Annotated in this window: 23 protein-coding genes; 11 read left to right on the forward strand and 12 right to left on the reverse strand. The window is 53.9% G+C overall.

All coding sequences use genetic code 11. The annotated features are described in order from the left end of the window. The first annotated feature begins 3 nt into the window (after nucleotides 1-3). Together fmt and truA are read left to right on the forward strand one after the other, a co-directional pair. On the forward strand, nucleotides 4-918 hold the full coding sequence (fmt, locus tag P1U71_RS04915) for a methionyl-tRNA formyltransferase (protein ID WP_367281125.1): 915 nt from the start codon (nucleotides 4-6) through the stop codon (nucleotides 916-918). Continuing rightward, a complete protein-coding gene (truA, locus tag P1U71_RS04920; protein ID WP_301104438.1) occupies nucleotides 918-1,658 on the forward strand; it encodes a tRNA pseudouridine(38-40) synthase TruA in 741 nt (246 codons plus the stop codon). Before fmt ends, truA begins: the two co-directional genes overlap by 1 nt. On the opposite strand, the gene P1U71_RS04925 is transcribed toward truA, so the two are convergent. Beyond that, nucleotides 1,655-2,233 (reverse strand): hypothetical protein, encoded by a 579-nt coding sequence (locus P1U71_RS04925; protein WP_301104439.1) that lies wholly within the window; start codon nucleotides 2,231-2,233, stop codon nucleotides 1,655-1,657. The two genes, truA and P1U71_RS04925, sit on opposite strands and share 4 nt — an antisense overlap. Further along, the gene (gene dapE / locus P1U71_RS04930) at nucleotides 2,230-3,393 is read right to left on the reverse strand and encodes a succinyl-diaminopimelate desuccinylase (RefSeq protein ID WP_367281126.1); all 1,164 of its coding nucleotides are present in this window, start codon (nucleotides 3,391-3,393) and stop codon (nucleotides 2,230-2,232) included. The genes P1U71_RS04925 and dapE overlap by 4 nt, the downstream gene beginning before the upstream one ends. Nucleotides 3,394-3,543: 150 nt before the next feature. On the opposite strand from dapE, the gene P1U71_RS04935 reads away from it, so the two are divergent. Beyond that, nucleotides 3,544-4,422 carry a DMT family transporter gene (locus P1U71_RS04935; protein ID WP_301104441.1) on the forward strand — a complete coding sequence of 293 codons (879 nt, stop codon included), beginning with the start codon at nucleotides 3,544-3,546 and terminating at the stop codon, nucleotides 4,420-4,422. A 39-nt stretch (nucleotides 4,423-4,461) separates the two neighbouring features. On the opposite strand, the gene dapD is transcribed toward P1U71_RS04935, so the two are convergent. Both dapD and P1U71_RS04945 read right to left on the reverse strand, forming a co-directional pair. Further along, nucleotides 4,462-5,307, reverse strand: coding sequence for a 2,3,4,5-tetrahydropyridine-2,6-dicarboxylate N-succinyltransferase (gene dapD / locus P1U71_RS04940; protein WP_301104442.1), 846 nt, complete (start codon nucleotides 5,305-5,307; stop codon nucleotides 4,462-4,464). An 85-nt stretch (nucleotides 5,308-5,392) separates the two neighbouring features. Beyond that, entirely contained in the window at nucleotides 5,393-6,088 is a 696-nt protein-coding gene (locus tag P1U71_RS04945; protein WP_301104443.1) for a pyrimidine 5'-nucleotidase, read from the reverse strand. 167 nt (nucleotides 6,089-6,255) lie between these two features. Here P1U71_RS04945 and P1U71_RS04950 point away from each other — a divergent pair, with 167 nt between their 5' ends. Further along, nucleotides 6,256-7,497, forward strand: coding sequence for a DUF2336 domain-containing protein (locus P1U71_RS04950; protein ID WP_301104444.1), 1,242 nt, complete (start codon nucleotides 6,256-6,258; stop codon nucleotides 7,495-7,497). 10 nt (nucleotides 7,498-7,507) lie between these two features. Here the strand turns inward: P1U71_RS04950 and argB are convergent, their stop codons facing one another. The 6 genes from argB to rpmH are packed head-to-tail and all read right to left on the reverse strand — an operon-like array spanning nucleotide 7,508 to nucleotide 11,668. After that, nucleotides 7,508-8,419, reverse strand: coding sequence for an acetylglutamate kinase (argB, locus tag P1U71_RS04955; RefSeq protein ID WP_301104445.1), 912 nt, complete (start codon nucleotides 8,417-8,419; stop codon nucleotides 7,508-7,510). Between the two features lie 5 nt (nucleotides 8,420-8,424). Next, nucleotides 8,425-9,087: a ribosome biogenesis GTP-binding protein YihA/YsxC gene (gene yihA / locus P1U71_RS04960; protein WP_301104446.1), complete on the reverse strand. Its 663-nt coding sequence runs from the start codon at nucleotides 9,085-9,087 to the stop codon at nucleotides 8,425-8,427. Nucleotides 9,088-9,100: 13 nt separating this feature from the next. Continuing rightward, nucleotides 9,101-10,852: a membrane protein insertase YidC gene (yidC, locus tag P1U71_RS04965; RefSeq protein WP_301104447.1), complete on the reverse strand. Its 1,752-nt coding sequence runs from the start codon at nucleotides 10,850-10,852 to the stop codon at nucleotides 9,101-9,103. 21 nt (nucleotides 10,853-10,873) lie between these two features. Further along, the gene (gene yidD / locus P1U71_RS04970) at nucleotides 10,874-11,158 is read right to left on the reverse strand and encodes a membrane protein insertion efficiency factor YidD (protein WP_301104448.1); all 285 of its coding nucleotides are present in this window, start codon (nucleotides 11,156-11,158) and stop codon (nucleotides 10,874-10,876) included. After that, nucleotides 11,155-11,529: a ribonuclease P protein component gene (gene rnpA / locus P1U71_RS04975; RefSeq protein WP_301104449.1), complete on the reverse strand. Its 375-nt coding sequence runs from the start codon at nucleotides 11,527-11,529 to the stop codon at nucleotides 11,155-11,157. Before rnpA ends, yidD begins: the two co-directional genes overlap by 4 nt. A 4-nt stretch (nucleotides 11,530-11,533) precedes the next feature. After that, on the reverse strand, nucleotides 11,534-11,668 hold the full coding sequence (gene rpmH / locus P1U71_RS04980; RefSeq protein WP_227947988.1) for a 50S ribosomal protein L34: 135 nt from the start codon (nucleotides 11,666-11,668) through the stop codon (nucleotides 11,534-11,536). Nucleotides 11,669-11,933: 265 nt separating this feature from the next. On the opposite strand from rpmH, the gene P1U71_RS04985 reads away from it, so the two are divergent. Together P1U71_RS04985 and P1U71_RS04990 are read left to right on the forward strand one after the other, a co-directional pair. Next, nucleotides 11,934-12,773, forward strand: a complete 840-nt coding sequence (locus tag P1U71_RS04985; protein WP_301104450.1) for a TVP38/TMEM64 family protein — start codon at nucleotides 11,934-11,936, stop codon at nucleotides 12,771-12,773. Nucleotides 12,774-12,792: 19 nt separating this feature from the next. Further along, a complete protein-coding gene (locus tag P1U71_RS04990) occupies nucleotides 12,793-14,223 on the forward strand; it encodes an FAD-dependent oxidoreductase (protein ID WP_301104451.1) in 1,431 nt (476 codons plus the stop codon). Nucleotides 14,224-14,323: 100 nt separating this feature from the next. On the opposite strand, the gene P1U71_RS04995 is transcribed toward P1U71_RS04990, so the two are convergent. Beyond that, a complete protein-coding gene (locus P1U71_RS04995) occupies nucleotides 14,324-14,557 on the reverse strand; it encodes a hypothetical protein (protein WP_301104452.1) in 234 nt (77 codons plus the stop codon). 139 nt (nucleotides 14,558-14,696) lie between these two features. On the opposite strand from P1U71_RS04995, the gene P1U71_RS05000 reads away from it, so the two are divergent. The 3 genes from P1U71_RS05000 to P1U71_RS05010 all read left to right on the forward strand — a co-directional run bounded on the left by P1U71_RS05000 (nucleotide 14,697) and on the right by P1U71_RS05010 (nucleotide 17,393). Further along, a complete protein-coding gene (locus tag P1U71_RS05000) occupies nucleotides 14,697-16,079 on the forward strand; it encodes a HAMP domain-containing sensor histidine kinase (RefSeq protein ID WP_301104453.1) in 1,383 nt (460 codons plus the stop codon). Between the two features lie 74 nt (nucleotides 16,080-16,153). Then, the gene (locus tag P1U71_RS05005; protein WP_301104454.1) at nucleotides 16,154-16,531 is read left to right on the forward strand and encodes a hypothetical protein; all 378 of its coding nucleotides are present in this window, start codon (nucleotides 16,154-16,156) and stop codon (nucleotides 16,529-16,531) included. Between the two features lie 88 nt (nucleotides 16,532-16,619). Continuing rightward, nucleotides 16,620-17,393, forward strand: coding sequence for a methyltransferase domain-containing protein (locus P1U71_RS05010; RefSeq protein ID WP_301104455.1), 774 nt, complete (start codon nucleotides 16,620-16,622; stop codon nucleotides 17,391-17,393). On the opposite strand, the gene ggt is transcribed toward P1U71_RS05010, so the two are convergent. After that, entirely contained in the window at nucleotides 17,394-19,118 is a 1,725-nt protein-coding gene (ggt, locus tag P1U71_RS05015) for a gamma-glutamyltransferase (protein ID WP_301104456.1), read from the reverse strand. A gap of 103 nt (nucleotides 19,119-19,221) precedes the next feature. Here ggt and P1U71_RS05020 point away from each other — a divergent pair, with 103 nt between their 5' ends. After that, nucleotides 19,222-20,208: a P1 family peptidase gene (locus P1U71_RS05020; protein WP_301104457.1), complete on the forward strand. Its 987-nt coding sequence runs from the start codon at nucleotides 19,222-19,224 to the stop codon at nucleotides 20,206-20,208. A gap of 32 nt (nucleotides 20,209-20,240) precedes the next feature. After that, the coding region (locus P1U71_RS05025) for an ABC transporter substrate-binding protein (RefSeq protein WP_301104458.1) at nucleotides 20,241-20,563 on the forward strand (323 nt) is incomplete at its 3' end.

Consider the following 20,563-nt stretch of genomic DNA (forward strand, 5'->3'; position numbering starts at 1 on the left):
GGATTGCGACTTGGCTTTATGGGAACGCCGGCGTTCTCCGCCCATATCCTGAAAGCATTGATCGGATCACCGCATGAGGTGGCGTGCGTCTATTCCCAGCCACCGCGCCCCGCGGGTCGGGGCAAGAAGCTGATGCCTTCCGCCGTGCATCAACTGGCGGAGGTGGAAGGAATACCGGTTCGTACGCCAGTGTCGTTAAAATCGTCTGAGGTACAGGCAGAGTTTGCAAAACTGAATCTCGATGCCGCCATTGTCGTTGCCTATGGACTTATCCTGCCGCAGGCCATTCTCGATGCGCCGACGTACGGTTGCCTCAATCTTCATGCGTCTTTGTTGCCGCGCTGGCGCGGCGCCGCCCCGATCCAGCGTGCGATCATGGCAGGGGATGAGGAGACCGGCATCGCTGTCATGCAGATGGAGGCAGGGCTGGACACAGGGCCAGTCCTGAGCGAAGCGCGCGTACCGATTACTACGGAGACAACAGCAGGCTCGCTCCACGACGAACTTGCGGATGCAGGGGCGACGCTGTTGATTCAAACTCTTGAACGCCTTGGAGATTCGGATCTAGTCGCGACGCCGCAAACGACTGGCGGGGTGACATATGCGGAGAAAATTTCAAAATCCGAAGCCGCGATTGACTGGGGTCGCAGCGCAATCGATCTTAATCGTCATATTCGCGGCCTGAATCCGGTGCCCGGCGCTTATTTTGAATACCGAGGGCAGCGCATCAAACTGCTCGCGACGACGCCGGTCGAGGGAAGGGGGAAGCCCGGCGAAGCACTGGATGATCAATTGACAATTGCTTGTGGAAAAGGTGCATTGAAGCTCGTCACCTTGCAACCCGCTGGGAAGGGCGCAATGGATGCGGCAGCATTTCTAAACGGTCGACCAATCGCTAAGGGCGAGGTGCTGGGCTGATGCCCTGTTACCGCATAACAATCGAATATGACGGGCGCGATCTTGTCGGTTGGCAGCGCCAAAACAATGGCCCCTCTGTCCAGCAGCATATCGAAGAGGCGATTTTCGATTTCTGCGGGGAAGAGGTGCGCATTCAGGGCGCGGGCCGCACGGACGCTGGCGTTCACGCTCTTGGGCAAGTCGCAAATTTCGAGCTTGCCTCCAACCGAAAGCCGCAAGTCGTGATGAATGCGCTGAACCAGCATTTGAAACCGGCATCGATTGCTATTCTTGATTGTGCGGAAGTGGATGAGGAATTCAGCGCGCGATTTTCTGCGAAGAAACGGCATTATCTTTACCGGATTATCAATCGCCGGGCCCCCTTGACTGTGGATGCGGGTCTTGCCTGGCTTGTCAAACGGGAGCTCGATGCGGATGCGATGAATGAGGCGGCAAAAGTCTTGATCGGCCGCCATGATTTTACCAGTTTTCGCGCCGCGGCCTGTCAGGCCAAGTCACCCGTTCGGACGCTTGAAAAGCTTTCCGTTTGTCGCGAAGGAGAGGAAATACAAATCCGGGCCTCTGCGATTTCCTTCCTGCATAATCAGGTTCGGTCAATGGTTGGTAGTCTTTCCCTTGTGGGGACCGGACAATGGGCAAAGGAAGATTTAGCGGCTGCGCTGGACGCAAAAGACCGTCAGCGAGCGGGGCCGAATGCGCCTCCCTATGGGCTCTATCTGACGCAGGTGGATTATGACTAGACCGGCGCGGTAAAAACCCACTCCAAAAAAACCGCCTGTACCAATACCACAATCAGAAATTCCAAAAAGGCAAAGCCGGCCGCCGTCATTCCGGTCAGGTTGAGCGTAACCTTCAGTACGTACCAAAGAAGGGCGTAAGTTGCCGCAATGAAAAGCAGGGTTATCGTCGCGGCAATGTTCTCAGGGAGTATGCCCGTCGCAATGATGGAAATTGGGAACCAGACAAGGATAATCCCGAATTGCATCCAATTGTATACCACGACAAAAATGCTATAGCGTTCCGAAAAGCCCATATGACGCGCGAGTACGGCCATAATTGCCAGATATGAGCCCCAACTGACCAACAAGGCGAGGCAGAGGAACAGCAAGAATGGAACAATTGACGTATCCGTTGGAATTTCCCGGTAGTCGATCGAATTTTCGATTGCGAACAGAGGCAATGCGAGGATCATCGCCAGAAACGAACGATAAAACCCTTCCATCGACATATTGAAATAGGTGAGGGCGTGGGAATCCCGCCGCGCGAGAAGATAAGCGCCAAAAAGTGAATTGACGATTTCCCTAATACTGATCATCCGTCTTTCGCGAAATAGCTTTTCAGTATATCCGCATAGATATCGGTCAGCGCTTCGATATCCGACACATTCGCCCGCTCGTCAATTTTATGCATGGTCTGGCTGATAAGGCCGAATTCCGCAACCGGGCAGTGATCCTTGATAAAGCGGGCATCCGAGGTGCCGCCGGTGGTCGAAAGCTCGGGCTTCCGGCCAAGACGCTTTTCAATTGCACCCACAATAAGTGCACTGAACTCCCCTTCCGGTGTCAGGAAAGGGGACGAGTTTTTCCGGATATCGAGTTCATACTGGCAGCCGCACTCTTTGGCGATGCGATCAAGAACCTCAATAACTGTTTGTTCGAGCGAATCGAGACTATGATGCGTATTGAACCGGATATTGAAGGTCGCCCGCGCTGACTTTGGGATGACATTTGTTGCGGGATTGCCGACATCAACCGTTGTGAATTCCAGATTGCTTGGCTGGAAATGCTCCGTCCCGTTATCGAGAACCAACTCGTCCAGCGCTGTCACCATGGCTGCGAGATGAGGGACGGGATTATCCGCAAGATGCGGATAGGCGACATGCCCTTCCGTTCCGATCACATCCAGATAGCCGGTGAAAGAGCCGCGCCGGCCGATCTTGACCATATCGCCAAGCTCCTGCGGGTTGGTCGGTTCGCCGACAATGCAATGATCGATCTTCTCGCCATTTTTGACCATCCAGTCCAAGACCTTGCGGGTACCGTTAATCGCCGGGCCTTCCTCGTCGCCGGTAATCAACAGACTGATGGAACCTGCAAAATCATCTCCGCTTTCCTTGATAAAGCGCTTTGCGGCGGTCGCAAAGGCGGCGACGGCGGCTTTCATATCGGCGGCCCCACGGCCGATGATCACTCCGTCCTTTATCGTTGCATTGAAAGGGTCGACACTCCAGGCATCGGTATCGCCGACAGGCACGACATCCGTGTGGCCGGCAAAGCAGAAATTTGGCCCTGCCGTGCCAAAGCGGGCATAGAGATTCCCCACATCCGCCGTACCCTCATCGCTGAAGGTGAGGCGATGACAAACAAAGCCAGTCTCCTCAAGATTTTCCTGAAGCACGTCAAGAGCACCGGCATCCTCCGGTGTTACGCTCGGGCAGCGCAACAATGCCTGGGTAAGGGCGATGACATCCGATATTTGCAGGTTTTTATCCATGACTGACCTTTACCGTTCGCTGACCCTTCCGGTCAATGGCGAAGGTGGCAGGCTGAAATAAATAATCAACTTTCATTGCAGTTTTTGCAGGCCCGGGATAAGACTGCTCCGCTTAAATAAGAAAGTTGTACTATGTCTCTCACCTCACTTACAGAATCGGGAAATATACGCGGTATCATTTTTATAGTCGTCGGTATGTTTTTTATGACGTCCATGGATGCGGTCGCGAAGCTTCTGGTTGAGGCGAATTATTCCGTCGTTCAGATGCTGGCTATTCGCGGCGCTGTTCTTTTGCCGCTTTTACTGATCTGGGTAGGTGCGCGCGGGGAATCCCATATGATCAGGACCCGCCAGATTGGTGGTCACGCCCTCAGGATCGCCTTTGGCATCTTCGCGCCACTTCTGTTTTTTCAGTCGTTGAAGGAATTGCCGCTTGCCGATGCGACAGTTATCTTTTTCATCTCTCCATTCGTGATGACGGCGCTTTCCGTGCCGCTATTCAAGGAGAAGGTCGGTATCCATCGCTGGAGCGCGATCTTCGTTGGTTTCGCGGGCGTCTTGTTCGTCCTGCAACCCACGTCCGGTCTGCTGAAGGTGGAGGCCTTTATGGTGCTCGCCGCCAGCCTTTGTTATTGCGGTGTCATGCTGACCGGGCGGGTGTTGAGCCGGACCGAGACGACCTTCACGATCATTTTCTACAGCAACCTCGGTCTTTTGGTTGCTTCCGGAATTGCGTCAATCTTTGTCTGGCAACCCATGCCGATGATCGATCTGGGCCTTGTGGTGTTGATGGCGCTGTTGTCGCTCGCGGGGAATATCTGCCTGGTCAGGTCATTCGCCATCGGCGAGGTTGGCGTGATTACGCCATTTGAGTATACAGCGCTTCTTTGGGCGGTTTTACTGGGATATTTCGTTTTTGCCGATTTTCCGGCGTTTAACGTCTGGATCGGTGTTGTCATTATCGCCGGCAGCGGTCTTTATATGATCTACCGCGAAAACCTGCGCCGATAAGACCATCGGCGGGAGCGTTCCCCCGCCGATACAAAGCGTTTAATCTCTCAACAGATCATTGATCGAGGTTTTGGAGCGGGTCTGCGCATCCACCGTCTTGACGATAACAGCGCAATAAAGGCTCGGGCCAGGGGTTCCATCTGGCAGCGGCTTGCCGGGAAGGCTGCCGGGGACAACCACGGAATAGGCGGGAACGCGGCCGATATGCACTTCGCCGGTATCGCGGTTGATGATCTTGGTGGACGCGCTGATAAAGACGCCCATGGAAAGCACGGAGCCTTCCTCGACAATGACACCCTCCACAATCTCGGAGCGGGCACCGACGAAGCAGTTGTCTTCAATGATGACCGGGTCAGCCTGCAAAGGTTCCAGCACGCCGCCAATGCCAACGCCGCCAGACAAATGCACATTCTTGCCGATCTGTGCGCAGGAGCCGACCGTCACCCAGGTATCGACCATCGTGCCGCTATCGACATAGGCGCCGAGATTAACAAAGCTCGGCATCAGAATAGCGCCGGGGGCGATGTAGGCACTCTTGCGAACGATGCAGTTCGGCACCGCCCGAAAGCCGGCCTCGCGAAAGCGGTTCTCTCCCCAGCCTTCAAATTTGCTTGGCACCTTGTCCCACCAGCTTGAATTGCTGCCCGGACCACCGGCGATCATTTCCATGTCATTAAGACGGAAAGACAGAAGAACCGCCTTTTTTGCCCATTGATTGACAACCCAGCCGTCACTTTCTTTTTCCGCAACACGGAGCTCTCCGCTGTCGAGAGCATTCAGCGTTGCTTCGACGGCATCGCGAACTTCGCCCGTCGTAGTGGTTGAAATGGCGTCCCGGTTCTCCCAAGCGGCCTCAACAACCGGTTGCAATTCGGCTAATGTCATAGTGGTTTATCCCCAAAATCTGGTAAATCTGCGTTTGCGAGAACATACCCCGCCACCGGCAGATGTCAATCTGCGCAGGGTGTTTTTATGTAATTTGAGGGCGGTCCGTCAGCAGGGCGCTCAGCCATTGGGCGAGATCGTCTGTCTGGTAGTGAATATGCTCCCCTTCGGCGCCATGGCTCGACCAATGCGCTTCATTCGGGATCCAGACGGTCGTCATGCCCATTTCATGCGCCGGTGCCAGATTGACGGCCATATCCTCGAAAAGAACGGCTTGTTCCGGATTGATATCAAATTCACGCACCAGCTTTTCATAAACTGGCTTGTGCGGCTTGGGTTTGAAATCAGCCGCAACAATATCGAAGATATGCTCAAAATGATGATCGATCCCGAGCTGCGTCGATACATTGGTTGCGTGATAATGCGATCCATTGGTGAAAATGATCTTGCGCCCCGGTAATTGCTCCAGCGCGGTACTCAGCTCCGGGGAGGCGACTAGGTCAGAGACATCGATATCATGTACATAGTCAAGGAATTCGGCGGGATTGATATCATGATTCAGCATGAGCCCGTTCAGAGTAGTGCCATGTTCGTGAAAAAACTTCTTCTGAATATCTTTTGCCTCGACAAGGTCGACTTTCAGGAAATCGGAAATAAACTCTCCCATTTTCTTGTCAATCTTCGCGAACAGGTTCGATTTTGATGGATAGAGAGTGTTGTCCAGGTCGAATATCCAGCAATCGATATGGGCGAAATTTTTCCAGCGGGGATTTTCTGTCATGGGCTCGACTTTGCCGCGTCCTCCCGGTTGCGACAAGAAATAAATGTCTGTGAGTGAAAAATAGGTGCCGCTCATCAAAAAATGCCCTTTTTAAGAGGCTATTAAGCTTAAAACCTTATTATATCCGTCCATGATACAACTATTGGTAACCGGCGAGTGTTAGTGGCGTGAGTGGGCAATCAAATCTGGAAAAAACGGCCTCCCCAACTTATGAGGATAATAAGGCTCGTGCTTTGAGTGCGGATGTCACTATCCGCGCGGACCTCGCTGCGTATGAGGAAGCCGAACCGGAAATTCTTTACTACCTTACGGATGATTCGTCTGACAAAGTACGAAAGAATCTTGCCCTCAATCCCTGCACGCCGGTTAAGGCCAATCTCATTCTTGCGCAGGACGAAGACGAAGAAGTGCGGATGGATCTGGCGCGGAAAATTTGCCGCCTCCTGCCCGACCTCTCGGGGGAGCAGACGGCCATAATCCTTGAAAAAACGATCGAGGTTCTGGAAATTCTCGCAAGAGATCAGGTAACAGCGGTGCGTGCGATTATTTCAGATACACTGAAGGAAAATGTCGGCGCACCGAAAAATATCATCATGGATCTTGCCAGGGATGTGGAAGAAATCGTCGCGAGCCCGATCCTGGAATATTCCCCGCTGCTTTCCGATAATGACCTTCTGGAAATCATGGCGAGTGGGATTGCGGCAGGCGCGCTTCCCGCCGTCGCCCGTCGTCCTGGCCTAAGCGAAGATGTTTCCGGCGCCGTTGTGGCACAGCTAGAGGTGCCCGCAATTTCCACTTTGCTTGCCAATCCATCAGCGAAGATACGCGAAGAGACGCTCGACCAGATCATGGATCAGGCCGAAAGTGTCGAGTCATTGCATGAACCTCTGGTGATGCGGATTAATCTGTCGCTTCGGGCAATGCGCCGGATTTCTGGGTTTGTTGCTTCTTCCCTCGTTGAAAAGCTGGTACGCCGGAACAACCTCCCGCCCGCAACTGAAAAGGAGCTCAAAAATATCGTTCGCGGACGTATCGAGGAAACCCGCGAGTTTACTCCCAAAGAGGAAGGTGGTTCGGTCCGTGCCGAGAATTTGTTTGCGGAAAGCACGCTCGATGAAGACGCTATTGCCGATGCTGTTGACCTCAAAGATCAGGAATTTGTCGTGACGGCTCTTTCGTTGCTCAGTAAATATAGCGCAAAGAAAATCAACACCATGATGGCATCCCGCAACGGCAAGGTGGTAACTTCGCTCTGTTGGAAGGCGGGGCTTTCCATGCGCCTTGCCTTTAAAATACAGACAGTTATCGCCCATGTGCCGCGCGGTGATATTGTCAATGCCCGCAACGGGATTGAGTATCCCTTCACGGACAAGGAAATGGACTGGCAACTGTCCTTTTACGAGGGATAAAGCCTGTGGCTTAGGTCGTTGCTTCGGTAATCATGGTCCCGACACCATGCTCGGTGAAGGTTTCAAGCAACAGGACATGCGGAATACGGCCATCAAGTATGGTCGCGGCTTCCACCCCTTCTTCAAGTGCGAAGAGGCAGGTTTCAAGCTTCGGGATCATTCCGCCAACGATAGTGCCGTCTTTCTGTAGCCGCCTCACTTCATCCGGACTCAAGCGGTTGATGAGCTTTTTATTCTTGTCCAGAACACCTTCGACATCGGTCATCATGATAAGCTTTGTCGCGCCAATTGCCGCCGCGATATGACCTGCGGCCGTGTCGGCGTTGATATTGAAAGTCTGGCCGTTTGACCCAACGCCGATGGGCGCGATCACCGGAATTAGGTTATTCTCCTCGAAGCTCTCCAGAATTTCCGGGTTGATGCGCCGTGGCTCCCCGACAAAGCCGAGATCAAGTATCCGTTCGATATTGCTGTCCGGATCGCGTTTGGTACGGTTCAGCTTCTGCGCCTCGATCAGGTTGCCGTCCTTGCCTGAGAGGCCGATGGCAAGACCGCCAGCGGAGTTGATCGAAGTAACAATTTTTTTGTTTAATGAGCCGGACAAGACCATTTCGGCGATTTCCACCGTTTCCTTGTCCGTAACCCGGAGGCCGTCGATGAAGGAGCTCTGGATTTTCAACCGCTTCAGCATGCTACCGATCTGCGGGCCGCCGCCATGGACGATAACCGGGTTAATGCCGACCTGCTTCATCAGCGCGACATCCCGTGCGAAATAATGGGAAAGCTGCTCATCTCCCATGGCATGGCCGCCATATTTGATGACGAAGGTCTGGCCGCTGAACCGGTGCATATAAGGCAGGGCTTCGGACAGTGTCCGCGCCTTGGCAAGCTGCTCCTCGACTGACAGGGGTTTATCACTCATTTCTATCATCCAACCTCTTCTGCCAATGACGCAAGTTCCGCCCGGAGCGTCTCTATCCCGGTTCCTTTGATGGAACTGGTGAGCAAGATCTCCGGATGGGCCGCTGGCCGCTTGGCAAGCTCCGCCTCAATTTTTTCGGTGAGCGATTTCACGTCACTTTGATTGCTCTTGTCAACCTTTGTGAGGATGATCTGATAGCTGACGGCGGCAACGTCCAGCATGTCCATAACCTCCCGATCGGTCACCTTCAGCCCGTGGCGCGCATCAATCAGCAAGAGAACCCGCCGCAAGGTAGAGCGCCCCTTGAGATAGCTGTTTACCAGGTCCGTCCAAATGCCGATTTTTTGTTTCGATGCCTTGGCATAGCCATGTCCCGGCAAATCGACAAGATGAAGCTGGCCGCCCAAATTGAAAAAATTGATCTGCTGCGTGCGTCCCGGCGTATTGGATGTCCGGGCGAGGGTGTTACGATTGGTCAACGCATTAATCAGGCTGGACTTGCCGACATTCGACCGACCGGCGAAGGCAACCTCTGTCAGGTCCAACTCCGGCAGCATTTCCTCCGTTGCGGCGCCGGCGACAAACTGGCATTCCTTCGCAAAGAGCAAACGCCCCGCTTCTATACGCCTTGCTTCATCTTCGTCGCGGGGGTCCGTCGCGTCAGTCATTCCATGTCACTCGTCAGCTTTTTCCGCTGGTGCCGGAAACGGAGACACCCATCCGCTTCATGATCAACCACTGCTGAGCCATGCTGAGAATGTTATTCCAGGTCCAGTAAATCACTAGCCCTGCCGGGAAGCTTGCCAGCAGATAGGTGAAGAAGATGGGCATGAACAGGAAGATCTTCGCCTGCACCGGATCGGCCGGTTGCGGATTGAGCCTCTGTTGTAAAAACATGCTGAGACCCATCAGGAGCGGCAGGAAGCCGATCATCAGGAACTGGGGCGGATCCCAGGGAATAAGGCCGAAAAGGTTGAACACGGTTGTTGGATCTGGTGCTGCAAGATCCTTGATATAGCCGTAAAAAGGCTGATGCCGCATCAGTAGGGTCACGAACAGCACTTTATAGAGCGCAAAGAATATCGGGATTTGCAGCACAATCGGAAGGCACCCAGCGGCAGGATTCGCCTTCTCCCGCTTGTAAAGCGCCATCATCTCCTGATTGAGCTTCTGCTTGTCGTCACCGTATTTTTCGCGGAGTTTCACCATTTCCGGCTGCAGGCGCTTCATCTTGCTCATCGACACATAGGACTTATGGGCAAGCGGCAGCAGGATGAGCTTGATGATGACCGTCAGTGCCATGATTGCGAGGCCGAGGTTACCAATCCAGCTATTGAGGAACTCAAGTGCGAAATATATCGGCTTGGTCAGGAAGTAGAACCAACCCCAGTCAATCGCGAGATCGAAGCGGGCAATCTCGTATTCCTTCTCATAGGTATCAAGAACCGAGACGACCTTGGCGCCTGCGAACAAATGATTGGTCAGGCCGACCGTTTCGCCGGTGGGGACATTGATGCCTTCCTGATTAAGAAAGTCCGTCTGGTATCTTTCGCCCTGCGGGGCGTAGGAAAAACGGGCCTTGATACTGGTTTCCTGATTGGGAACCAGCGCCGTCAACCAGAATTTATCGGTAATACCAAGCCAGCCCCCAACGGAAGAAAAGCTCTCAGCCTTACCTTCCTGAAGATCGTCATAGTCTATTTCTTCCAGCGTTTCATTGAGAACGCCGATCGGACCTTCATGCAGAATGTAGAAATTCGTTGTTTCTGGTGTGCCGTGGCGGGAAATCAGGCCGTAAGGATAGAGCGTGACGGCCGTGCCGGTGTTATTCTCAACCATCTGCTCAATCGAGAACATATAGTTGTCGTCGACTGAGATAGTGCGATGAAAGGTGATGCCCTCGCCATTATCCCATGTCAGTATCAGTGGTTTTTCCGGAGTAAGTTCCGTGCTGTCCGTTGCCCAAATCGTTTGTGCGCCGGGGAGCTTGATATCTGCGCCAGGGGCAGGGCTCCAGCCAAACTCCGCATAGTAAGGACGCGGGCTACCTGCCGGAGAGAGGAGCTTGATCTCCGGGCTCGTCGGATCAACCTGTTCGCGATAGTCGATCAGCGTTAGATCATCAAGGCGCGCGCCGGTCAGGGAAACAGAGCCGTGTAATGTCGGCGTATTGATTTTAATCCGGTCCGCCTTCTGCAGGCTTTGCGCTCGGGTCATCCCGCTTTGGCCCGCGGATCCTTGCACGCTTGGGGCGCTTGCGCCATCAACTGCGGCAGACGGAATTTGCGACGGCGTATCCCCATCCGTTGTCGATGTTTCGGTTTGTTGCTGCGGGGCCTGCTCCATCTGCGGGCCTTCAACGAAATACTGGAACCCGAAAATAATCAGGAAACAAAGAACGATCGCAATGACCAGGTTTTTCTGATCCGACATTATTTTTACAGCCCTTACGTTTTATTCTATGTGGGCGCGACCCGAGAGACCCGTTGCGCCGTGATGACAATTTCCATGTTTATGTGGTACCGGATCGTATCCTTCGCCACCAAACGGATGGCATCGCCCAAGCCGCTTCAGGGTAAACCAGCCACCCTTCAGAGGGCCATGCACTGATAGCGCCTCCATTGCGTAGGATGAACAGCTGGGATAATAGCGACAGCTTGCCGGCAGCATAGGCGAAATGAAATAGCGGTAAAAGCGGATTGGCAGAATAAACGCCCAAGAGAGAATTCTTCCGATCATGGTCTGCTCCGCCGATGCGACGTGGTAGCGCCAACCTTACCGAGTGCTGTGCGCAGGTCTGACTTTAATTCGTCAAACAGCCGGTCCTTTGTTTTGGCGCGGCCAATCAGAACAAAATCCCATCCCGCCTCAGCGTGATCTGGAATAATCTCCCGGGCGGCAGCGCGAAGACGGCGTTTAATACGATTGCGGACGACTGCGTTGCCAACCTTTTTGGTCACAGTAAAGCCCACGCGCGCGACATCGGCCTTTAGGGGGCTCGGGTCACGGGCGGCCTGAAGCACCATCCCCGGCGCGGCCCATTTGCGGCGAACGGACGCAACACGGAGGAATTCCGAGCGTTTTTTGAGCCGTTCGACGCCTATCGGCATGGGATTAGGCTGAAAGGCTCTTACGGCCTTTGGTGCGGCGATTGGCAAGGACGCGGCGTCCACCGACCGTTGCCCGGCGGGCACGGAATCCATGGCGGCGAGCGCGCACAAGTTTGCTCGGTTGATATGTACGTTTCAAGAGACTTCTCCGTCGATCATCCGCGCGATCTGCGCGAAGGGAAAACAAGCCCCGCTGTATAAGGTTTCTCCCCGGTTAAGTCAATGCGGGAGATAAATTTTGCGGCTTTGCAGGGTGCGGCGGTTCAATTCGGCTCACTTTTGGGTGAAAGAGCCTTTCGAAACTATCGAGGAACCATAAGTTTCGATAAGTTTCAAGGCGAACCGTAAGCTGCTTTAAAGGGAATTGCCGGTGTACGCTAAATTTTGTCCCCAAGGAGGGATTCATGTTAGGTTTCGACAAACAGATGCCGGTAGCGCGGGCAGGGGGCGAATCAGCCATGGGTAAGGCCACGGGTCAAAACGGCGATGTCGGAAATGGCTTCTCGCTCAAGAAAATGGTGCCGTTGCTGGTCATTGTCGGGGCCATTGCCGCGTTTTTTGTTCTGGGGCTTGATGACTATCTAACGTTCCGGGCCCTCAGCGATAATCGCGACCGCCTGATTGATTTTGTATCGGCGAATTTCCTTCTGGCGGCGCTTCTCTACATGGGGCTGTATATCATTGTCGTCGCGTTTTCGCTGCCGGGCGGACTGTTGATGACAGTGACAGGTGGATTTCTGTTCGGCTGGCTTGCCGCAGGGCTTATGACGGTGTTTGCGGCGACGGTTGGTGCGACAATTCTCTTCCTGATCGCGGCGACGTCCCTTGGGGAACCGCTTCGCAAGAAAGCAGGGCCGAAGCTGAAAAAGCTGGAAGACGGATTTGCTGAAAATGCGCTTAGCTATCTTCTGTTCCTGCGGCTGGTTCCGCTTTTTCCGTTCTGGCTTGTCAATATTGCGCCGGCGTTTCTGGGGGTGAAACTCAGCACTTACATAATCGGGACGTTTGTTGGTATTATTCCGGGAACCTTTGTTTTTGCTTATCTCGGAGGTGGTCTCGACAGCATTATTCGTGAGCAGCAGGCAAGTTATCAGGCCTGCCTGGATAGCGGGCAGAGTGGTTGCGTGTTGGATTTTCAAATTACTTCTCTGGTGACGACAGAAATTTTGTTCTCCTTCATTGCGCTTGGTGTCATCGCCCTTCTGCCGATCGTTCTGAAGAAATTCCGTAAGAGTCCAAATTAACACGCAGGAGCCTTCCTTTATGACAACGCAGATCAAGGCAGATATTTGTGTAATTGGCGGTGGCTCCGGTGGCCTCTCTGTTGCGGCGGGGGCAAGCCAGATGGGGGCGAAAACCGTTCTTGTCGAAGGTGGCAAGATGGGCGGCGATTGCCTGAACTATGGCTGTGTTCCGTCAAAGGCATTGATCGCAGCGGCGAAAAAAGCGGCGAGCCTGAAGAATGCCGGTGAATTTGGTGTAACAGGCCCGGCCCCTATTGTTGATTTCCCGAAAGTCATGGATCATGTGCAGGATGTTATTGGTTCTATCGCACCCCATGATTCGGTTGAACGCTTCGAAGAGTTGGGCGTTGAGGTAATTCAGGGCTATGGCCGCTTTGTTTCGGGAAATGAACTTGCGGTCGGCGATACGCGAGTGACCGCCCGCCGTTTTGTTATTGCAACCGGATCGACCGCGACCGCCCCTCCCATTCCGGGCCTGGAAGAGGCTGGCTATCTAACCAATGAAACTATATTTGAGAATCGCACCCAGCCGGATCACCTGATTATTATCGGTGGCGGACCGATTGGCCTTGAAATGGCGCAAGCTCATGTCAGGCTTGGATCGAAAGTCACCGTGCTGGAAGCATTCAAGGCGTTTGGCCGTGATGACCCTGATTTGAGCGCAATCGTTCTTAAAACCCTTCGGGAGGAGGGGATCGATATCCGTGAAGGAGTCAAAATTTCCGACGTTAAGAAAGATACGGAAGGCGCTTATCATATCTCGCTGGGTGAGGGCGCGACGGTGGAAATCCTGTCAGGGTCGCATCTCCTCGTCGCGGCGGGGCGCAAGGCAAATGTGGACGGGCTCAATCTTGAAGTGGCGGGCGTGGAATATTCCCCCAAGGGCGTCACGGTTGATGCACGCCTGCGCAGCACAAACAAGAAGATTTATGCCATTGGCGATGTTGCAGGTAGTTATCAGTTTACGCACATTGCCGGGTATCATGCGGGTATCTTTATTCGAAACGCGCTTTTCCGTCTTCCTGCGAAGGTCGATTATAGCGCTGTGCCCTGGGTGACCTATACGGATCCGGAGCTTGCCAATGTCGGCCTGAGTGAAACGGTGGCGCGCGAACAATATGGTGACAAGATAAAAGTCCTCACCTTTTCCTTTGCCGATATTGATCGCGCCCGGACGGAGCGGGAGACAGAGGGTATGATCAAGGTGATCACAACAAACAAGGGAAAAATACTGGGCGCTGGCATTGTCGGCCCTCATGCGGGGGAATTGATTCACCCCTGGGGCGTCGCGATTACCGGGAAGCTCAAAATCGGGACCATGGCGAGCTATATTGCACCTTATCCGACCTTGGGCGAGATCAGCAAGCGGGCCGCAGGCAGTTATTATACGCCAAGCCTGTTCAGCTCCCGCACCCGCATGATCGTGAAATTTCTCTCTCTCTTTGGATAGCCTTTTTGATAACGCGTTCGTTATCGCAGTTGATTCGGAATTCAACCTTAAAAGAGGCATTGTTCCGGTAAGCAATAATTGCTTACCGGGATATCAGATTTTAACAGGAGAGAATTATGTTCAAAGAAGTATTAACCGCCGCCGCGATCGCCTCTATGGCCGCAACCGCTGCTGTGCCATCTGCAATGGCAGCCTGCGCGCCGAAAAAAGCTTGTAACGCCTGCGCTGCAAAGAAAGCCTGCAACCCCTGTAACCCTTGCGCCGCGAAAAAGGCTTGTAATCCGTGCAATCCATGCGCTGCGAAAAAGACCTGCAACCCTTGTAATCCCTGCAAGGCTAACCCTTGCGCAGCTAAAAAGAGCTAACGCTTAGAAAAGTAATATATCGCGTTCATAGATATTTGTATCGGACCGGCCGGTATCATTCAGTTGATGCCGGCCCGTTTTTTTGATCTATTCTGAAGAATGGCTTTTTTGCGAAAAATAGTGGCGCCCTTCCGCAGCCTTTCAGCGCGACTGCTGATCCTGACGCTGGTTTTCGTCATGCTGGCGGAGGTGCTTATTTTTGTGCCGTCCATTGCCTTTTTCCGGCTGAACTATCTTGTTAAGAAGACAGACTTTGCTCATCTCGCAACCCTTTCGCTGCTGGCATCGCCCGACAATATGGTGTCGGAGGAACTGCGGGAGGAACTGCTGTTTCGTGTCGGAGCCCGAAGCGTTGTTCTGCATGGCGCAAACTCACGACTTCTAATTTTGCGTGAGAATATGCCGCACGCCATCGATGCGGAATTTGATCTCGCCCATCAGAGCCCCTTTACCCTGATCGAGCATGCATTCATGAGCCTGATGGTCGGGCCGGGGCGCATTATCCGGATTATTAGCCCGATCGAGAATGAGCCCAATTCCTCCCTGGAAGTCGTTATTGACGAGGCACCCCTGATCGATGCCATGTATGATTATGCGTGGAATATTTTCTGGCTATCCCTGATTATTTCGACCTTGACGGCGATACTTGTCTATCTGACCCTGCATTGGTTGATGGTGCGTCCGATGCGTCGTTTGAGCGAGAGCATGATCGCTTTTCGTCGCGCCCCGGAGGATGTCAGCACTGCCCTTGTCCCATCCGGGCGGAGTGACGAAATCGGCGTTGCCGAGCGAGAGCTGGAAATTATGCAGACACGTCTTCGGGCAGCTCTGAAGCAAAAACAGCATCTTGTTGCGCTCGGCACGGCCGTTACCAAGATCAGCCATGACCTTCGAAATATCCTCTCTACCTCCCAGATTGTCAGTGACAGCCTGTCCGAGGTGAAGGACCCGAAAGTACAAAAAGTGATCCCGCGGCTGATGACCAGCATTGACCGGGCGATTGAGCTTTGTACGCAGACCTTAAAATACGGCCGCGCCGACGAGTTGGAGCCCAAACGGGAACGATTCCTGCTTGAACCGCTTGTAAATGAGGTGAAAACCTCTGTGGGATTGAAGGAGAATAACGGCATCATCTGGCAAAATAAAATTCCGGCTGGATTGATGCTGAATGCCGATCGCGATCAGTTCTACCGGATATTGCTCAACCTATGCCGGAATGCCGTTCAGGCGATGGAGGAGGAAGGTACGATTGATATCCATGCGCTGCGCGCGGGATCGCGCACTCTTATCCGGATATGTGATTCCGGCCCGGGATTGCATGCAAAGGCGAGGGAGCATCTGTTCGAGCCCTTTTCCGGTTCCGCCCGCGCTGGCGGAACCGGCCTTGGCCTTTCCATTGCACGGGAGCTGATTGTCGCCCATGGCGGCGAAATCACGTTGGAACGAACGGGAAGCGCCGGCACGATTTTTTGCCTGGAAATACCGGATTAACGCAAAATAAACGCTCCTCCGATACGCTAAGCGGATCATTTTGGCTGGTTCGATCGGATGTTAGGGTGTTCTGCATGACAATAATGCGGGGTTTTACAATTGCGGCGTTACTTGGGGTTGCCGTCGCAACAAGCGGTTGCTCGAGCGATGTCTTTAAGGCGGTCGACAAGAAAGTTGCCGGCATCTTCGGTGACTCCTGTTCTTTCACCAATCTTTCATCTGGAGATGACTTCTGCCCGACCAAGAAAGAGATTTTCATCCAGCCACCGCTTTATTGTTATAAAACACTTGGTAGCGTCAATTGCTACCGCGAGGAAAACCCCTACATAACGGAAAAGTCGGTAAGGGTGCGCAAAGTACCGGCTCTGTTGTCCTCCGGTGTGGAAAATATCTCCGTTGAGGAATTTGAACGCTTGCAAGCCGCAGAAGCGAAAATAGTGGCCGCCGACTAGGCTTGTTGATTTTTCCTGAAACGCCGCTGTATTTGCCGCATAAAGTTGCTACCTTGTAGATAACCAACAACAAGGAGGCAAACCGACGATGGCATGGAACCCGGAACAGTATATTCTTTTCTCCGATCATCGGCTGCGTCCGGCGCTGGATCTGCTGTCGCAGGTGCCGCTTATCTCACCTTCCGTTATCTATGATCTCGGTTGCGGTACGGGAAATGTCACGGCGCTCCTCTCCCAACATTGGAATGAGGCGATCATTACCGGCATAGACAGTTCCGAGGAAATGCTTGCCAAGGCGCGGCGCGATCACCCGTCCATCGAATGGAAGCTGGCGGACATCAGCCGCTTTTCCCCAACCAGCAAGGGCAACCTGATTTTCAGCAATGCAGCGCTCCACTGGCTGGACGATCATGAAAACCTGTTTCCCAACCTTCTGAAGCAACTGCGCCCGGGCGGCGTGCTGGCCGTGCAGATGCCGAATAACTTTTCCGCCCCGTCCCATCAGAATCTCTATGATCTGGCCCAGTCCCCGGAATGGGTCGACAGGCTGGGGGCTTTGGTCCGCCCGGCGCCCGTTCATAACATTAACTGGTATTTCGATCTCTTGTCGCCGCTGTCGGAGAAAGTCAATATCTGGGAGACCACCTATTTTCAGGTCCTGAAAGGAAAGGATGCCGTTCTGGAATGGACAAGGGGCACCGCGCTTCGGCCCTTCCTCGCGGCGTTGGACGCAAAGGAGGCAGAGCTGTTTGAAAGTCAGTATGCCGAGACATTGCTGGAATCCTACCCACTAAGGCAAGACGATGCGACCCTCTACCCATTCTCCCGGCTCTTTATCGTCGTGCAAGTGCCAGAGGAATAATTATTCCGCGCTTCCGCTCAGGACCACGCCCTCGCGCCTTGGGTCCGCGCCGCCATCAAGGCCGCTATCCGTTATCCGAATGCCATGAAGGCCGCTGTTAAGCGTGCGGACCTTGACGTCGTGGCCCATGGCTTCCAATTCAGGTTGAAGATCGGCGAGAGGCGTGTCCGCTTCCAGATCGAGAGAGCCATTCCGGTTAATGAAATGGGGCATTGCGATGGCCGTCTGCATATCCATATTCCAGTCGAGCGAGGCAATAATTGTTTTCAGGACATAGCCGATAATCCGGCTGCCGCCGGGGGAACCGATAATCATCTCAAGGTTCCCGTCCCCGTCGAACACCATGGTCGGGGACATGGAACTGCGGGGGCGTTTGTTCGGCTCAATCCGGTTTGCGACGGGGCCGTCCTCGGAGGTTGGGGAAAAGGAAAAGTCAGTCAATTGGTTGTTGAGGATGAAACCGCCCGCCATCAAGCGGGACCCGAACACATTCTCGACCGACGTGGTCATGGAGACGGCATTGCCCATGCTATCGAGAATGCTGAAATGGCTGGTGGAGGGAAGTTCGATTGCGTTATCCAAGCCGAGGGAGCCCTGCTTCTTTACCGGAGTACCCGCCTGAAACGGCAGCGGCGATTCGCCGGGTTTGGCCAGTTTTGCCCGGGCGCCAAGATATTCTTCGCTCAGTAACCCCTTGATTGGTATATCGATAAAATCGCCATCGCCGAGATATTTGCCGCGATCTGCAAAGGCAAGGGCGCTTGCCTGAGCGATCAGATCGATTGCTTCGGCGCTACCCGGGTTGATTGTGGGCATGTCCCATGTCTCAAGGATGCGCAAAGCCTGCAACAGGGTAATCCCGCCAGACGTTGGTGGCCCCATGCCACAAACATGATGTGTGCGATAGGGTGCACAAACGGGCTTCCTTTTTATCGCGTTATAATTCGTCATGTCTTCGAGTGTCAGCAGGCCCGGATTCTGGTTATCCCCGCGGACCGTCTCGACAATCGCCTTGGCGATCTCTCCGTAATAAAATGCGCCCGCGCCACCCTCTGCGATTTTTTTGAATGTGGCCGCAAGGGCGGGGTTTTTAAGACGCGTGCCTTCAAGCTTTGCGGTTCCGTCGACATTATAGAAGTAGGTAGCGGCTGCAGCTTTGGTTTTCAGATACTTATCCCGGTCGAGCAGATAATGAAGACGCTGCGAGATAAGAAAGCCTTCCTCAGCCAGTTTGATTGCCGGTTCGAACAGGTCTTTCCAGGGCAGCTTTCCGTGATCCTGATGCGCTTTTGCCAGCAAGGCGACAACACCGGGAACGCCAACCGACCCGCCTCCAACGACTGCTTCATAAAACTTCTTCCGGCTACCGTCCGATTTCAGGAAATGTGTCTCCGTCACAGCCGCTGGCGCGGTCTCCCGCCCGTCAAATGTTTCAAGCTCTTTTGTTTCGCTATCAAAATAGAGCAGAAATGCCCCGCCGCCGATACCGGAGGATTGCGGCTCCACCAGTGTGAGTACCATCTGGGTTGCTATGGCTGCATCAACAGCACTGCCTCCGCGTGCGAGCATGTCCCGCCCGGCTTCCGCCGCGAGCGGATTGGCAGCAGCAATCATGAATTTCTGGTCAGCCTCCGCCCGAAGTGCTGTGGCAAGCAGCAGGCAAAATAAAGAAAGCGCCAGTACTCGGCGCCATGACGGGACTTGTAACAGGGAGAAGGCGGCCATTAAAAAGAACTCCTTGCTTGAATTTTCTGCGGTCATGAAGATAAGTTGACCGATAGTATGACCAAGGCTAACGTTAAGGAAATAAAAGCAAAAGATAAATCTTATGAACAAACCCGGCACGAAGAATCTTATCACAGATGTAGACGGTATAAAAATCGGTAACGCCGAAGATGAGCGGGCTATGACAGGGGTCACGGCGATCATCCCCGATACTTCGGCGGTCACCGGGGTCGATGTTCGCGGCGGCGGCCCGGGCACCCGTGAAACAGAGGTGCTTAACCCCGATTGCCTGGTGGAGCGCGTGGAAGGTATCGTTTTAAGTGGCGGTTCCGTCTACGGGCTGGAGGCGGCGGCAGGCGCCGTTATGGCGCTTGCCAAGCAGGAGCGCGGCTTCGATGTGAGAGGCATTCGCGTGCCGATTGTCCCGTCGGCCATTTTGTTTGATCTGGCCAATGCGGGCCGCAAGGATTGGGGGGATATGCCGCCTTATCGCCAACTCGGGATCGAAGCCGTGGAGAATCTGTCGGACGATTTTCCTCTCGGCAATATTGGCGCAGGGTATGGCGCTGCCGCCGGTAAGATGAAAGGGGGGCTCGGTAGTGCCTCCCTGATCAGTGAGAATGGTGTTCAGGTCGGGGCGGTTTTCGCCGTTAATCCGGTCGGTAGCGTGGTTATCCCCGGGACGCGGCATTTCTGGGCCTGGCCTTTTGAGCAGAATGCGGAATTCGGTGGCTGCGGGTCTCCCGAATTTGACGGGGATATGCCGCTGGATATACCGGCCGAGTCCCGCCTTGCGGAAAATACAACTATCGGTGTTGTCGCGACGAATATTGCCCTTACAAAATCAGAGGCCAAGCGCGTCGCCATCATGGCCCATGACGGCCTTGCGCGCGCAATTAGGCCTGTACATACCCCCTTCGACGGCGATAGTATTTTTGTCATGTCGACTGAAAGAGAAGAGTTATCAGGCTCAAGACCATTTGGTGTGGCGAGGATCGGTGCAATGGCTGCCGACTGTGTCGCACGTTCCATCGCCCGGGCCGTCTATAACGCCAAAAGTTTAGGCGGTTTGCCGGGATACATGTCTTAGATTTTAAGGTTTCACATTAGGGAGATAAGTCTATGAAAAGATTGCTTATTGCCGCCGCCCTTGCCGGCGCCGTTCTGGTGCCGATATCGGTACAGGCAGCAAATGATACCGTTACCTTCGCCCAGCGACTGGAGCCACCGGGGCTTGACCCGAGAACTGGCGCCGCAGCCGCGATTTCGCTGACCACGCTCTATAACGTTTATGAGGGCCTGACCCGAATGGACGAGAAAGGTGCGGTACAGCCTGCGCTCGCTGAAAGTTGGACCATCAGCGATGACGGATTGACCTATACCTTCAAATTGGTTGAGGGCGCGAAATTCCACGACGGCGCGGATTTTGACAGCTCCGATGTTAA

It is taken from the genome of Sneathiella sp. (assembly GCF_029233945.1).
Taxonomy (GTDB): domain Bacteria; phylum Pseudomonadota; class Alphaproteobacteria; order Sneathiellales; family Sneathiellaceae; genus Sneathiella.